Annotated in this window: 13 protein-coding genes; 3 read left to right on the forward strand and 10 right to left on the reverse strand. The window is 39.7% G+C overall.

Translation table 11 applies throughout. From position 1 onward, the window contains the following. Window positions 1-76: 76 nt before the first annotated feature. From B4237_RS12105 to mdtD, 9 genes are all read right to left on the reverse strand, one after another. Window positions 77-280: a hypothetical protein gene (locus B4237_RS12105; RefSeq protein ID WP_061517338.1), complete on the reverse strand. Its 204-nt coding sequence runs from the start codon at window positions 278-280 to the stop codon at window positions 77-79. A gap of 59 nt (window positions 281-339) precedes the next feature. Next, on the reverse strand, window positions 340-1,728 hold the full coding sequence (gene creD / locus B4237_RS12110; protein WP_278595560.1) for a cell envelope integrity protein CreD: 1,389 nt from the start codon (window positions 1,726-1,728) through the stop codon (window positions 340-342). A 75-nt stretch (window positions 1,729-1,803) separates the two neighbouring features. Further along, a complete protein-coding gene (creC, locus tag B4237_RS12115) occupies window positions 1,804-3,270 on the reverse strand; it encodes a two-component system sensor histidine kinase CreC (RefSeq protein ID WP_278595559.1) in 1,467 nt (488 codons plus the stop codon). Beyond that, window positions 3,271-3,678 (reverse strand): hypothetical protein, encoded by a 408-nt coding sequence (locus tag B4237_RS12120; RefSeq protein ID WP_278595558.1) that lies wholly within the window; start codon window positions 3,676-3,678, stop codon window positions 3,271-3,273. 13 nt (window positions 3,679-3,691) lie between these two features. Beyond that, window positions 3,692-4,408, reverse strand: a complete 717-nt coding sequence (gene creB, locus B4237_RS12125) for a two-component system response regulator CreB (protein WP_278595572.1) — start codon at window positions 4,406-4,408, stop codon at window positions 3,692-3,694. Between the two features lie 304 nt (window positions 4,409-4,712). After that, window positions 4,713-5,768 (reverse strand): DNA polymerase IV, encoded by a 1,056-nt coding sequence (gene dinB / locus B4237_RS12130; RefSeq protein ID WP_171478036.1) that lies wholly within the window; start codon window positions 5,766-5,768, stop codon window positions 4,713-4,715. A 1-nt stretch (window position 5,769) separates the two neighbouring features. After that, window positions 5,770-6,531, reverse strand: a complete 762-nt coding sequence (locus B4237_RS12135) for a GH25 family lysozyme (protein ID WP_278595557.1) — start codon at window positions 6,529-6,531, stop codon at window positions 5,770-5,772. A 10-nt stretch (window positions 6,532-6,541) separates the two neighbouring features. After that, a complete protein-coding gene (locus B4237_RS12140; protein WP_278595556.1) occupies window positions 6,542-7,510 on the reverse strand; it encodes a hypothetical protein in 969 nt (322 codons plus the stop codon). A gap of 46 nt (window positions 7,511-7,556) precedes the next feature. Next, window positions 7,557-8,945 carry a multidrug transporter subunit MdtD gene (mdtD, locus tag B4237_RS12145; RefSeq protein ID WP_278595555.1) on the reverse strand — a complete coding sequence of 463 codons (1,389 nt, stop codon included), beginning with the start codon at window positions 8,943-8,945 and terminating at the stop codon, window positions 7,557-7,559. Window positions 8,946-9,108: 163 nt separating this feature from the next. Here mdtD and B4237_RS12150 point away from each other — a divergent pair, with 163 nt between their 5' ends. Continuing rightward, the gene (locus B4237_RS12150) at window positions 9,109-10,890 is read left to right on the forward strand and encodes a choice-of-anchor I family protein (protein WP_278595554.1); all 1,782 of its coding nucleotides are present in this window, start codon (window positions 9,109-9,111) and stop codon (window positions 10,888-10,890) included. A gap of 51 nt (window positions 10,891-10,941) precedes the next feature. Here the strand turns inward: B4237_RS12150 and B4237_RS12155 are convergent, their stop codons facing one another. After that, window positions 10,942-11,562, reverse strand: coding sequence for a TIGR00730 family Rossman fold protein (locus tag B4237_RS12155; protein ID WP_031234828.1), 621 nt, complete (start codon window positions 11,560-11,562; stop codon window positions 10,942-10,944). A 326-nt stretch (window positions 11,563-11,888) separates the two neighbouring features. Between B4237_RS12155 and B4237_RS12160 the strand changes: the two genes are divergently transcribed. Next, a complete protein-coding gene (locus B4237_RS12160) occupies window positions 11,889-13,466 on the forward strand; it encodes a TerC family protein (RefSeq protein ID WP_061517330.1) in 1,578 nt (525 codons plus the stop codon). Between the two features lie 138 nt (window positions 13,467-13,604). Continuing rightward, window positions 13,605-14,087 (forward strand): YchJ family protein, encoded by a 483-nt coding sequence (locus tag B4237_RS12165; protein WP_278595553.1) that lies wholly within the window; start codon window positions 13,605-13,607, stop codon window positions 14,085-14,087. Window positions 14,088-14,172: the final 85 nt, after the last annotated feature.

The raw sequence follows: 14,172 nt of genomic DNA on the forward strand, positions 1-14,172 counted from the left end.
TTTATGTTCCTAATAAGAATAGATTTTGTTTGATTGTAATAGATGAGATAAACCTAGAGTGTAAATTTGTTTTAAGTCAAATCCTAAAAGCTTGTATTTCCATCAGGTGACGTTGATAGAAAAATAAAGCACAGCGTTGTTGTGGACAGATAATCAAGCTGCCCAAATTTAAAAATTGAATATTGGCATGTCGTAGTTGATTTAAACAGGCCGCGATTGAACTATGAAGAGGGCACAGTTGTTTCAGTTGGCTAATCGTTGCATAAGCGCTGTGATACATATCATTATTCCTTTTCAATTTTGAAAGAAATGGGCGAAATTGCTTCGCCCAACGATGATTTATGTGGTTTGTTGTTCAGATTGATACCAGTTGACATGACGTGTAATGAACATGACGCAGGCGATGAGAATGAAGGAGAGAATGGAGCCAAATAAGAAGGTCTTACCGCTAGATTGTAGTAATAGATACATCATGCTGTACAAAATGCTTAGCAGAACTCCAAATAAAAATGCGGCTTTAAATCCTTTAACGACGAAATACAAATACCATGTGATTAAGCCGATACACGCGATTGCCGCGATCAGATATGCCCAAGCGAATGCATAGTATTCACTGATTGAAAGCAATAAAACAAAGAATACGCCTTGTGCCATCGCAACAAGTGCATATTGGATGGGATGGATTTTTAGTTGTTTTAAAACTTCGAATAAAAAGAAGCATCCAAAGGTAATAATGATCACCATAACACCATATTTTATGGCGCGATCTGTTTGTGTATAGATGTTTACAGGGTCTAAAAATTGAGTAGAAATACCAGAAATACTGGTTCTTGACGCATTACTTTCATATTGATTGTCTGGATTCTCTCTAGAATTTAGCGCTTGATAGAAACATTGGCTATTTTCACATAGGGCGATACGATCCAAATTTCGTTTACCTAAAGCGATATTTTTCCAGTCAGCCTGAAAGTGGTTTTTCTGATTGAGTTTTTTGAATGGCAAACTTTGTCCATCATATTTTACATCGCTCCAATCTCCTTGAGCTTGATAGGTCATTTCATAGCTGGTTGGAATAAAACTAAATTCACTGAGTCCTTCAAGTTCAAACTGTAGATTAAACTTAAAACCTTGTTGAAATTTTTGAATCAGTTCTGGATATTGTTGAGTGGTAATATGCATTAAATCAAAGCTATTTTTTCCTTGGCTTTGTTCATAAAAATCAAATTTATAGGTCTTATTTTCGATGTTTAGAATAGGTTTAGCATTGAGTCCACGAGCATCTTGAATCGGGAAGATGATTTCGGCTTGATCCCATAGATAATCACGTTGAGATTTATTCTCGATTGCTTTAAAAGAACCTTTGCCTGACATTGAATTTTGATAGCTAATCGCTTTGTAAATTGTGCGCTTATATGTGTTATCGGATACTTTGAATTGCGCACGCCAGTCCGTAGATTCTGCACCTAGAACAATAAAAAGAGTTTGGTTGCAGCTATAGGTTTTCTTATCCTCATTTGTGCATGTTGTTTGGACTTGATAGGGCAGTTTTAAGTAAGGTGCGATGATTTGTTGTGGTCGAATTTGTTCATTTGCAATATCATTAATCACTTGTTGTTGATAGCTTTGGCGTTCAGAAACGAGATTGGAAATAAATAGAAGTCCAATATAGAAAATGAAAATCAGAAACAAGATTGCTCCGATTTTAAGATGAATAAAGTTACGGCGCATGGTGGAATCCATTGGCATAGTGATATGACAAGTATTCCAAGGTGATATGCATTTTGAATGCGCTAGATTTGAAGCTTATGTGAAGTTTGTATGAAGTGTCAGTGTGACCAGTACGCCAGAGTGATGATTCTCTAAGAAATCGAGAGTATTTGCAGAGATGTTTTGAATCGTAATTTTACCTTGATGTTGCTGAATAATGTGTTGAACAATACTTAAACCAATCCCTGTACTACGTTGCTGATTATGTGGTCGAGGCAATGAAAAATAAGTCTCAAAAATACGATTGATCGCGTATGAAGGGATAGACTCTCCCTCATTAAAAAATAAAATTTCGATTTGATGATTCGCATGATCTTGTTTGAGATGAACTGCTATTTTTCCATCGGGAGGGCAAAAGTCCCTTGCATTATCAAGTAGATTATTTAGCGCCTGTTTCAGCCAAAAGGGATCGGCATATATGCTGCAATATTCAGGTAGTTCCAGTTGAATATGGAGATTTTTGAGTTGTAAGGCACTATTTTGCTGTAAAAAGCATTGTTTTAATAATAGGCATAGATCTAATGTTTGGAACTCAAGCGCATGATCATTTTTTTCTAAACGCGTTAATAAAAGCATTCGTTCGATCAAAGACTGTAAGCGCTGACTTTGCTGCATGATATGTTGTGCAAATTGCTGTTGATCTGCTGGTGGTAGATCATCTTGCAATAGCTCTGCACTGGCTTGAATGGCAGTCAGTGGGCTTTTTAGCTCGTGCGTTAATGTATTGACGTAATTTTCAACATAGGCTTTATCTTCAAGTTTCTCACGCATTTCACTGAGTGCTTGGGTCACTTGATTGAGTTCTTTGGCTGAATAAAAGAATGGAGCTTGATTCACAGGTGCAAGTGCTTGCGCATAACGACGAACCCGATCAATGCTATGTTTAAGCCAATACGCCACTATACTGGCAAGCAAAAGACTGAGCGCTGCTATCCAAAGTGCTTGATAAATCAATTGTTGTTCAGCACGAGCAATATAGGGCTGTACTGACTGGTTGGGCTTACCGATACTGACGACGCCGAGCAACTGTTGTTTATAAATAATTGGTGCTGCGATATGCATCACACTGCTATTGCGGTCATCAGGGTTCGTTGCTGTAGAGCGCGCGCCGTATTTTCCTCTTAAGGTTAAATAGACGTCATTCCATTGAGAATAATCCTGTCCAACTGCTTTTCCTTCTGAATCATAAATCACAATGCCATGCTGATCAGTAATATAAAGCTGTTGATTAATTTCTTCTTTTTTATGCTGCCAAATGGTTGCATCAAGTTGACGAGATAATGCAGCTTGAATTTTTTGATCAAATTCAGGCGTATTGACTTGATGTTGATACACATCTTCAGCAATGAGTTGGGCAATAATATTGGCATTTTCGGCAAGTGTATCTTCGACCACTTGTCTTACATTGGGTTTCACTTGTTGAGTGAGTGTATAAGCGATAAAGCTTAAACTGAGTACAACGACTAAGCTAAAGAAAAACCAAATGCGAATAAAGATGGACATTTAACAGATTTCCTTTTGCGAAGGAATGGATAATAAGCTGTAAAATGTAAAGAAGCTTATGCCAAAGAATGATCCAATAAAAAAGAGAAAAAATCCCATAAAGTAAATAAAAGCAATGCTATAAAAGTAGAATGAAATCTTATTAAAAATTTGTGTTGGGCATAGTAAAAAGAATACCGATAAAAATACAATGATTAAACAATTTAGAGAAAAATCAGGGTAATATACAAAACGTCCAATATTGCTAGAAATTGGATAATAACGTTCAGGTGGATTTGTTAAATATTCTCTTAAACAAAATCCTAAAAAAATAATATGAAAAAGTAAAAAGGTGATTAAAGCAAACCTCTTTTTATGTTGCCATAGCGTGAATAAATTTGATGTATTTTGAATTATAGTTTTATTCATTTTTAATCCATCATTAATTATTTTTTAAACTATAACCAAAACCACGATGGGTTCGTATTGGATCATCAGGGGTAATTTGTTTGAGCTTTTGCCTTAAGCTTTTGATATGTGTATCGACAGTTCGTTCCAAACTATGCTCTGGGTGTTCCCAAATATGGTCCATCAATTGTTGGCGACTAAAGACCTGCTCAGGATGTTGAATTAGCAAAAATAACAAGCGGTATTCATATCGCGTAAGTTGCAACATTTGCCCATGATATTGGATTTGTAAGGATTGTGGATTACATGCCCATGTTGCCGATTGCAAAGTAACGTCAGTTTCAGGAATGTCAATTGATGTGGTTACAGGTTGTGCATGATTCTCCATTCTACGCCAAATGGCTTTGATTCTCGCCACGATTTCTCGCGCGCTAAATGGCTTGCTGCAATAATCATCAGCACCAATTTCCAGCCCTACAACACGATCAATTTCATCATCGCGAGCGGTTAAAAAAAGTAAAGGGGTATGATCTTTTTTGCGAAGTTGTTTACACACTTCAAAACCATTCATATCAGGTAAGCCGACATCAAGAATAATAAAATCAAAAGTCTGTTGAGAGAGTAATTGGAGTGCTTGTGTTCCTGTATTTGCCCAACTGACACTCCAACCTTCACGTTCAAGCGCATAACGTAGTGGCAACACAATCGCGGCTTCGTCTTCAACACAAAGAATTTGTTTAGGGTTCATGATGTCGTTGTAATCAATTGTTTTCTGATTTTATTAAATTGAGTTTATCTGAACTTGTTGAGCAATGCAGAAGAATCTAAGAATTTTTATCGCTAGCGGGAAAATGTATGAAGGACACCAAAAGTGCCCTGTAATATTCGGATTTGATCGTCACGCCAACCACAGGAGCAGATGCTAAAAGCGAGGATTTCTTTAGCATGGGCAGGTAACAAGGATAAAGTTACTGCGTTGCTTAGAGTACTGAAAACTGGATAAAAAGCAAACATAAATTTAAGTGAGCGCTGTGCTTTTGTGTAAAAAATCAGCACTACCATAAGGAAAGTTGGGATTCTTCCTGAGCTTGTTGAAGTTGATATACCCCAACACCGACTAAGCGGAATTGAAAATCAGGATCTATATGCATTTCTTCGAGTAGTTGAATCACAACTTGTTGTAAATCATGTTGTGATTGCAAAGGACTTTTAAAGCTCTTGCTGTGTTGTAGTACCTGAAAATTCTTGAGTTTTAATTTGACGTTTACACCACGCGCCGTAAGTTGTTTCTTATTCAGGCTGCGCCAAACTTGTTCACTGAGCGGTTGCCAAGCATGTTGGCATTGAGCAAGGGTATAGTCATCATCAAAGGTGATTTCTTTTGATATTTGTTGGCGTTCACGCTCCGCTTTTACAGGGCGATGATCAATGCCTTGCGCATATAAATACAGTTGCTTTCCATATTTACCGAAATGATGAATCAGCACATTTTCTTCAATTTGTTGCAGATCACCAAGCGTATGAAGATTGAGCTGATTGAGTTTTTCTTGAGTAACTTTACCGACCCCTGGAATTTTATTCAGCGCTAAATCTTGGATAAATTTTAGGACTTGATGGGGCTTAATCACAAATAAACCATTGGGTTTATTCCAGTCCGATGCAATTTTTGCCAAAAACTTATTTGGAGCAACACCTGCAGAAGCGGTCAGCCCCGTAACTGCAAAAATATCAGCCCGAATTTGTGTCGCAACTTCCGTTGCGCTCGGAATATTTTTTAAATTTTCCGTGACATCTAAATAAGCTTCATCTAAAGAAAGTGGTTCAATGAGCGGTGTATATTGTTGGAAAATCTGATGAATTTGAGCTGAAACTTCACGATATTTTTCAAAATGTGGTTCGATCACCACAACTTGAGGGCAGAGCTTTTTTGCCTGTCCCATCGACATTGCTGAGCGTAAGCCAAATACACGGGCAGGATAAGATGCTGCTGCGATGACGGCACGAGGATGATGAGAGGAAATGACCACAGGTAAGTCTTTAAGCTCAGGGCGATCTCTGAGCTCGACTGATGCATAAAAGGCATCCATATCGATATGAATGATTTTGCGCAGTTCATTTGGCATCTTGAATGCCTTGTTCTTGTAAAAACAGAAACCATTGTTTCGGTGATTCTGCATAGACATTTAAGTCCACTGCTTTAGGCACGCCTTGAATTTTACCTTGACTGGTATGCTGCCAAAACATCCATTTTCGACCATCTTTCAGTTCAGGTTTTGATTCATAATCTCTCACCCATAAAGGTGTTTGATTAAAATTGCCCATCAATACGATGTGGTAAAAGCTTTTAGAAATATAAAAAATGGGCTGTTTACCGTAATGCTTCTGAAGTTGGTCGTGCATTACTTGGATTTCTTTAAGCAACTGCTCTTTGGTATAGGTATTGATACAATTACTGTCATATTCGAGATCGATGACAGGCGGTAATGCATCCGTCTTATTTGGCACAGTCGCTATAAAATTTTCTGCTTGAACTTGTCCATCGCGACATAAACGATAGAAGTGATAGGCACCGACATGTAAACCCTGTTCACGCGCTTTTAGCCAGTTTTCTTGAAATTTTCGATCTTTAAAGTCACCACCTTCAGTCGCCTTGAGATAAACAAACTGATAATGCTGTGGTGAAATCTTTTTCCAATCAATATCTCCTTGATGATGAGATACATCAAAACCACGAATTGAATAATCTTTTGCAGATGCTTTCTGTTGGTAGAACAAACCGAAATAGCTCACTAATCCAAGCATAAGTGCTAAACCAACACTGGTGAGCGTTGGATAGTATTGGGCAAGTCGCTGTTTCGGTTTTGTCTTGGTCATGGTTGTTCAGTTATGCGATTTCGAGTTGAGTATCAGATTTACAATATTGATCATGCAGTAATTGTACGCGTTTCGCTTTGGGATGGCTGAGTTGGTGACCAAATTGTTCCACAAATCTACAGGATGCATAATTTTGAGCATGCTGTTGATAGTTTTGAACCCAATCTGCTCGTTGTGTGATACGTTCTTGCTGAACGGGCCATATCCCTTGTCGCAAACGTTCAACCCCGATGCGCCAAGGTTTGGGACTAATCCGAGCACGAAAACAATTTTGATTTTTGCACATGAGGACATAACAACTGTCCGTTGAAATGGCTTGGAATAAGTTTTGTGCTTGTTCGCCTCGAGGATCAAAAGTTTGATGCATGACTAAAATGCGATAACCATTCGGTGTGCGATAAACGCGTAAATGCCAATCAGGATGTTGTTGTGAGAAGTGATGGATTTTTTCTAAGGCACGTTGTGCTGGTGTACCTGTAAATTTGGATTGAATGTGGAATAACCATTTACTGATCAAGCCAGTTACAAATAATGCGATGACACATCCAAATCCGAAGATCCACCAAGAACTCATGTAAATCGCGCACAGGCTGCTCAAGCTGAGTAGTGTAAGAAATACAGTCGTAGCAAGCTTCGAGCTAGGATGATGGATCAGATCAACATCAGCAAATAATACATCAGGTGTATTTAGGCACAACGCGCCGTAGCTATTTCGGGTAATGATGACATCATCCTGTTGGGCAATAATTTCCTCCCGAATAGGTAAACCTTCGGCGCCGTTATAAGCGACTTTATGGTCGAGTCGGCGAATTTCTTTGTCTTTTTTAAGTTGTTCAGTTGCTTCTGCAACACGTTGTTCAGCATGTTGTTGAGCAGCTTCTAAGTTTTGATCCGACCAACCAAAGCGTTTAATCGTATATTGTCGGCCTTCAAATTTCATTTTAGTTTTCGCTTCAGCCCAATATCGCGGGATGATCATGTGGTTTTCCTTATTGTCATTGTGAGTGTAGGGTTGATCGTTCTTTTTAGTCTGTTGTGTCTTTGGGAATTTGCCAAAACACAATTGCTGTAATGATGTTGATGCAGCCAAGTGTGATCAAGGTGGCATGAAATGCGGTGTCGATGGTCGCTGTTGTAAAATGTTGCTCAAATGTATTGATCAGTGTACCTGCTAACGCCACGCCCATACTCATGGATAACATCATGATCATTGATAGGAAACTATTGCCACTACTGGCATCTTGTTGTGGCAAATCTTTTAAGGTAAATGTATTCATCCCAACAAATTGCAGTGAATTTAAAGTCCCAAAAACAAATAGATGGAGAACTTTCAGCCAAAGGGGTGTTGCTGCTGTCATCAGCGAAAAACTAATAATACATAATCCAACCAGCACAGTATTGGTCAGTAAGAAACGACGATAGCCGACATGCTGAATTAAGGGACGAACAATTGGCTTCGAGAATAAAGAGCCTAAAACAGCAGGGATCATCATTAAACCGGTAATAAATGGCTCAAACCCAAAAGCAACTTGTAACATCAGCGGGAGAAGAAATGGAATTGCATTGCTACCTAAACGTGCGAAGAAGTTACCGAGCACGCCGATCGAATAGAGTTTGTAGCGAAATAAACGTCCATGAAATAGTGCATTTTGATGGCTATGGGCATGGTAGGCATAGCTACAGGTTGCAATCACCCCAACGATTAACAGGCTCAGACTGACCCAATGTGAGTACTGCGGTGAGGCAATGTTTTCGATTCCGAGAGATAGTCCAACCATGGCAACCATCAATAAAATAAAACCGCTCAAATCGAAATGTTTTACCGTAGGCTCTTTCTGATTCGGCATGACTTTCAAGGTCATGATCATCCCGAGAATCCCCATCGGAATGTTAATCAGGAATATCCAGTGCCATGTACTAACCTCGACCAACCAACCGCCTAAGGAGGGTCCCATTAATGGCCCAAGCAAACCTGCTAAGCTCATTAAACTCATCGCTGACAAAAATTGCGAACGAGGAATCAATTTGAGTAGTGCCAAACGCCCGACAGGCATCAATAATGCACCGCCAATGCCCTGAATCACACGGAAAAATAGCAGTTGTTCTAAGTTTTGCGATAAACCGCAACCTAGAGAAGCCAAGCTGAAAATGACCATTGCGCTGAGATAAATATTACGAATACCAAAGCGATCAGCCAACCAGCCACTTAACGGAATACAAGCTGCAACGGATAAGACATAAGCCACAATGACGCCATGCATTTGCAAGGGATTTTCATTGAGTTGTACTGCCATCGCTGGAATAGCAGTATTAACGATCGTGGTATCCAAGGCTTGCATAAAAAAGCCAATCGACACCAAAAATACCAACAGTCGAAATTCAGGTTGTACAGCTTGATGCGTGGTCGTTGTCATAAGTTGTGACGAATGAAAAGTCAGCTTTAGTTTAAAGCAACTCTGCTTGAAATAAAGCCAAAAATTGTCAAAGAGTCGTCATTGAACTGACATGAAAGTGTCATCGAACTTGCACCTCACAACACTATATTAGCCATATAAAAGAATTGTATGGAAATTGAGCATGAAATTTAAGATTTCAGTTTTATTGGCAGCAATGCTGTCTGCGGGGTTGGTTGCTTGTAATGATGATAATGACAACCACGACAATACGCCTGAAGTAGTTGATCCTACACCTGAGACGATTAAACTCAGCTTATTGGGTCGATATGAAACCAATATATTTGCTCAAAGCGCTGCGGAAATTCCTGCCTATGACGCAGCAACCAAACGTCTATTTGTCGTAAATGCCCAAAAAGGCTTAGTTGATGTATTAGATGTTTCAGCACCCGAAAAGCCTGTGCATATTGCAGAGCTTTCTGCACGCGCCTATTTGACAGATTCAGAAGTAAATAGTGTTGCCGTGAAAAATGGAATCGTTGCGATTGCTGTACAAGCAGCCAATAAAACAGATGTGGGAATTGTCGCTTTCTTTAATGCGAAGGATTTGAGTTTTATCAGTAAAGTTGCAGTTGGCGCATTGCCTGATATGGTGGCTTTTAGTCCTGATGGCAATACGGTGCTGGTCGCAAATGAGGCTGAACCGAATGATGATTATTCTATTGATCCTGAAGGTTCGGTCAGCATTATTGATGTGCGTAATATTCAACAACCGAAAGCCAGTGTTGCAGATTTTAAAGCATGGAATAACCAAAAAGCCGATTTGATCGCAAAAGGTGTGCGTATTTTTGGGCCAAATGCAACCGTTGCTCAAGACTTAGAGCCGGAATACATCACGGTCTCTGCTGACAGCAAAACTGCATGGGTGACTTTGCAGGAAAATAACGCAATCGCACGCATTGATCTTGCACAGCAAAAAGTAACGGACATTTACCCATTGGGTTACAAAGATCATGGTCAAGTGGGCAATGAGTTAGATGTCAGTGATAAAGATGGATTGATCAATATTAAAACGTGGGCAGGTCTTGTAGATATGTATCAACCTGATTCGATTGCCAATTATCAAGCCAATGGACAAACTTATTTAGTTACTGCAAATGAAGGCGATAGCCGTGAATGGTTGGCTGATGAAGATGCTTATTTTGCTGGGGACAAGACCAAAGGTTATGTTGAAAATATTCGAATGAAACATTTGTTTAATAGCAAAGGTTTCAATGCAGATGGAGATTATCCTGCGCATTTACAGAAGTTTGCGAATGGTGTGAAAGGTGCAAAACTCAACCCAGTTACTTTTGCTTACTGTGGTGCAACAGCGACTGAAGCGGGTGATTGCCGTAAAGACCCGAATCTCGGGCGTTTGAATATTGCATGGAATATGGGTTATCAAACCAATGCCGATGGTTCACCAAAGTTAGATGCCAACGGTTTATTAACCTATGACAAGCTTTATGCATATGGTGCACGCTCATTTAGCATTTGGAATACACAAGGTCAGCTCGTTTGGGATTCAGGCAGTGAGTTTGAGAAGAAAACAGCAGAATTGTTCCCAGCGTATTTTAACAGTGATCACGAAGAAGCTGCCTTTGATGACCGTAGTGATAATAAAGGACCTGAACCTGAAGGAATTGCTGTGGGTGCTATTGGCAAAAAGACCTTCGCATTTATTGGTTTAGAGCGTATGAGTGGCATTATGGTGTATGACATCAGCACGCCAAATCAGCCGAAGTTTATTGAATATTTCAGCACACGTAACTTTGCTGAAGCAGATACAGCGAAACAAGGTGATTTAGGGCCAGAAGGATTAATTTTTATTGCAGCTAAAGATGCACCAAACGGTAAGCCGCTTTTGGTGGTGGGCAATGAAGTGAGTGGTTCAACTGCAATTTACCAAATCAACGTGCAGTAGAGTAAACCCAAAAAAGCGGATCAAATGATCCGCTTTTTTATCTATTTTTGCTTAAACTTCGATATGTGTTGGTGTGCTTAGATTTTTGATGACACTTGAAATTTGTTCAAGCGTATCGCAGATGATTACTTTCGCGCGATGTTGTGGAGGTAAAAAGCCTTCTTCGACAGCATGATCCAGCTGTGCGATCAGCGCATCATAGAAACGATTCACGTTATAAATGATCATAGGTTTTTGATGTTGGTTGAGCTGTCCCCATGTCGCGATTTCGAGAATCTCTTCGAAAGTTCCAAGACCACCAGGCAATGCAATAAATGCATTTGCACGCTCAGCCATAAGCGCTTTACGTTCATGCATGGTTTTTACAATATGCAGTTCAGTGAGTTTGCTGTGAGCAATTTCATAATCCAGCATAAATTCAGGAATTACACCAACCACTTCACCGCTATGTTCCAGTACGGTATCGGCGACTTGTCCCATTAAGCCGATACTTGCACCGCCATAAACGATACCAAAACCTTGATTGGCAATGTGTTGAGCGAGTTCGATGGCTTTATCACGATAAATGGGTTTATTGCCTGTACGTGAACCGCAATATAAAGCAATAAGAGGTTGAGTTGTTTTTGGGAGAGTAATCGTTTTATTTTCAGTCATTCTTAATACACTATTCATTTCGTTTATTTTCACCTTATCATTTTCATTGTGCTTGTCTAGGCTAAATCACTTTTATGACAGTTTTATGCACATTTTACATACAATGCCTGTTTGCCATTATGAGAAAGAATTTGCAAAAAACATCCACATAAAATAGATGAATTTCGCTGGAATCTTGCCTATACTGAAAATCCTTTTATTAATTCATGTCCCTCTATGAGTAGTGGTTGTTGTTGCTCCGCTTTATTCTTATTCCCTAAAAAAAATGTTTTGGCGACGTCTGCCAATCTTTTAAACTTTCCACTTGATAAAAATATTGCTGATTTAGCCGAGGAGTCACATCAATGATTCTGGAATGGATGTCTGACCCCGCTGCATGGGTAGGTTTAGCAACTTTGGTGGTGCTTGAAATTGTATTGGGTATTGATAACCTTGTTTTTATTGCAATTTTAGCTGAAAAGCTGCCACCTGAGCAACGTAATACTGCGCGTCGCGTTGGTTTGATTCTCGCTTTATTCATGCGTTTGGGACTACTTGCTGCTATCGCATGGGTGGTGACACTCACTGAACCATTGTTCCATATTTTTGGTCATGCTTTTTCTGGTCGTGACTTGATCTTATTGTTTGGTGGTGTGTTCTTGTTATTTAAGGGCACAATGGAGTTACATGAACGAATCGAAGGTCACCAAACACTGAAAGAAGAAAACCCCGTACATGCGACCTTCTGGATGGTTATTGTTCAGATTGTTGTTTTGGATGCCGTCTTTTCTTTAGATAGTGTCATTACTGCTGTGGGAATGGTTAAAGATAAAAGTGTAATGATGCTGGCAATGATTATTGCTGTTTGTATTATGCTTTGGGCATCAAAACCGCTGATGGACTTTGTGAATAAGCACCCAACAGTGGTGATTCTGTGTCTTGGCTTCTTAATGATGATTGGCTTCTCATTGGTAGTTGAAGGTTTTGGCTTCCATATTCCTAAAGGTTACTTATACGCAGCGATTGGCTTCTCTGTATTGGTCGAGATGGTCAATCAAACCATGCGCCGTAACCAAGAGAAACTCGTGACGACAACGGACTTACGTTATCGTACTGCGTCAGCCGTTTTGCGTATGCTCGGTGGTAAAGGCAGTGAAGGGCAGAACAACGAAGCTGAAGATGTTCTGGCAACACAAGCTTATGCCAAAGAAGTTTTTGACGAAGACAATGGGGTTTATCACAGTGTCATGGTGCAAGGTGTTTTAGGTTTATCTGAACGTCCAGTAAAGTCGGTGATGACACCGCGTCCTGAGCTTGAATGGTTAGATTTAGAGGCTGAACCTGACGAGTTAAAAGCACGTTTAATGGCAATGACCCATTCGCGTTTGATCGTAGCACGCGGTGAATTAGACAATATTGAAGGTATCGTACTCACTCATAAAGTATTGAATGAATACATCGAAACAGGCGCAATTGATTTTGCTAAGCATTTACGTGAACCATTGATTGTTCATGAAAATGCGCAAGTGTTGATGGTGATGGAGCAATTACGTCAAGCACCATTACAAATGGCAATTGTGTTGAATGAATATGGCTCGATTGAAGGGATTGCCACGCCGATTGATGTATTAGAGGCGATTGCAGGTGAATTTCCCGATGAGGATGAACTGGAAGCAGCGGCTGAAAGCCTAGAAGATGGTTCAACCCTCTTAGAAGGCTCAACCGATATTCGTCACGTTTCTTTGTTATTGGGTAAAGACTTGGTTGATGAAAGTGAAGAATATTCAACCTTATCGGGTTATATCTTGTTCCATTTAGGTCGTTTACCAGAAAATGGTGAGACGGTTGAAGCGGATGGTTACTTATTTGAAGTAGTGACGATGGATGGACACAAAATTGAAAAAGTGCGCATCATCGCTAAAGAAAAACCAGAGCGAGATTAAATACAGTCACGCTTTGTGCGAACAGCTATGCTGTACGTGAAAAAGTAATTCGTAATAGCGAATAGCCTTGGGTTTTCATAGACGAAACTTAAATAGTTTATGATTGATCCCAAGGCTATTTTTATTTGAGAAAGAACCATGACACTGCTAAAAAATTGTCCATGTGGGCGAGGCTTATATGTTGAATGTTGTCAGCCTTTGCATTCAGAGCAGCAATATGCACAAAATGCAGAGCATTTAATGCGTTCTCGTTATAGTGCCTTTGCTTTGCAACAAGTGGATTATATATTGTCGACCACTGCCACTGGGCAGCAGACATATTTAGATCGTGCTGCGATTGCAGATTGGAGCAAATCGAATCAATGGTTGAAATTAGAAGTGTTGCAACATCAGCCAAAGCTCGATAAAACGCACGCCTTGGTCGAGTTCAAAGCGCATTACTGTGGTCAAAATCAAGATGGTAAACAGCAGCATATTCATCATGAAATTTCACATTTTGTTTTGCATCAACAGCGCTGGTATTTCCTTGATCCAACCTTGGATATGCCAATCACGATGAAACAGCCTTGTATTTGTGGTTCGGGGAAAAAATTTAAGCAATGTTGTGCACAATTCATCTAAGTTTGTCTTAAAATAGCGCACACTTTACGCCGTGATTTAGGATGTAGGCAGATGTTTCTCACCGTTATTTATATTATTGCCATTA

This window comes from Acinetobacter sp. UBA6526 (genome assembly GCF_002434875.1).
Lineage (GTDB): Bacteria > Pseudomonadota > Gammaproteobacteria > Pseudomonadales > Moraxellaceae > Acinetobacter > Acinetobacter venetianus.

Coding starts and splice junctions, on each gene's coding strand:
- B4237_RS12105 (WP_061517338.1), bottom strand. CDS start 280: ATGTATCACAGCGCTTATGCAACGATTAGCCAACTGAAACAACTGTGC.
- creD (WP_278595560.1), bottom strand. CDS start 1,728: ATGCGCCGTAACTTTATTCATCTTAAAATCGGAGCAATCTTGTTTCTG.
- creC (WP_278595559.1), bottom strand. CDS start 3,270: ATGTCCATCTTTATTCGCATTTGGTTTTTCTTTAGCTTAGTCGTTGTA.
- B4237_RS12120 (WP_278595558.1), bottom strand. CDS start 3,678: ATGAATAAAACTATAATTCAAAATACATCAAATTTATTCACGCTATGG.
- B4237_RS12135 (WP_278595557.1), bottom strand. CDS start 6,531: ATGACCAAGACAAAACCGAAACAGCGACTTGCCCAATACTATCCAACG.
- B4237_RS12140 (WP_278595556.1), bottom strand. CDS start 7,510: ATGATCATCCCGCGATATTGGGCTGAAGCGAAAACTAAAATGAAATTT.
- mdtD (WP_278595555.1), bottom strand. CDS start 8,945: ATGACAACGACCACGCATCAAGCTGTACAACCTGAATTTCGACTGTTG.
- B4237_RS12150 (WP_278595554.1), top strand. CDS start 9,109: ATGAAATTTAAGATTTCAGTTTTATTGGCAGCAATGCTGTCTGCGGGG.
- B4237_RS12155 (WP_031234828.1), bottom strand. CDS start 11,562: ATGAATAGTGTATTAAGAATGACTGAAAATAAAACGATTACTCTCCCA.
- B4237_RS12160 (WP_061517330.1), top strand. CDS start 11,889: ATGATTCTGGAATGGATGTCTGACCCCGCTGCATGGGTAGGTTTAGCA.
- B4237_RS12165 (WP_278595553.1), top strand. CDS start 13,605: ATGACACTGCTAAAAAATTGTCCATGTGGGCGAGGCTTATATGTTGAA.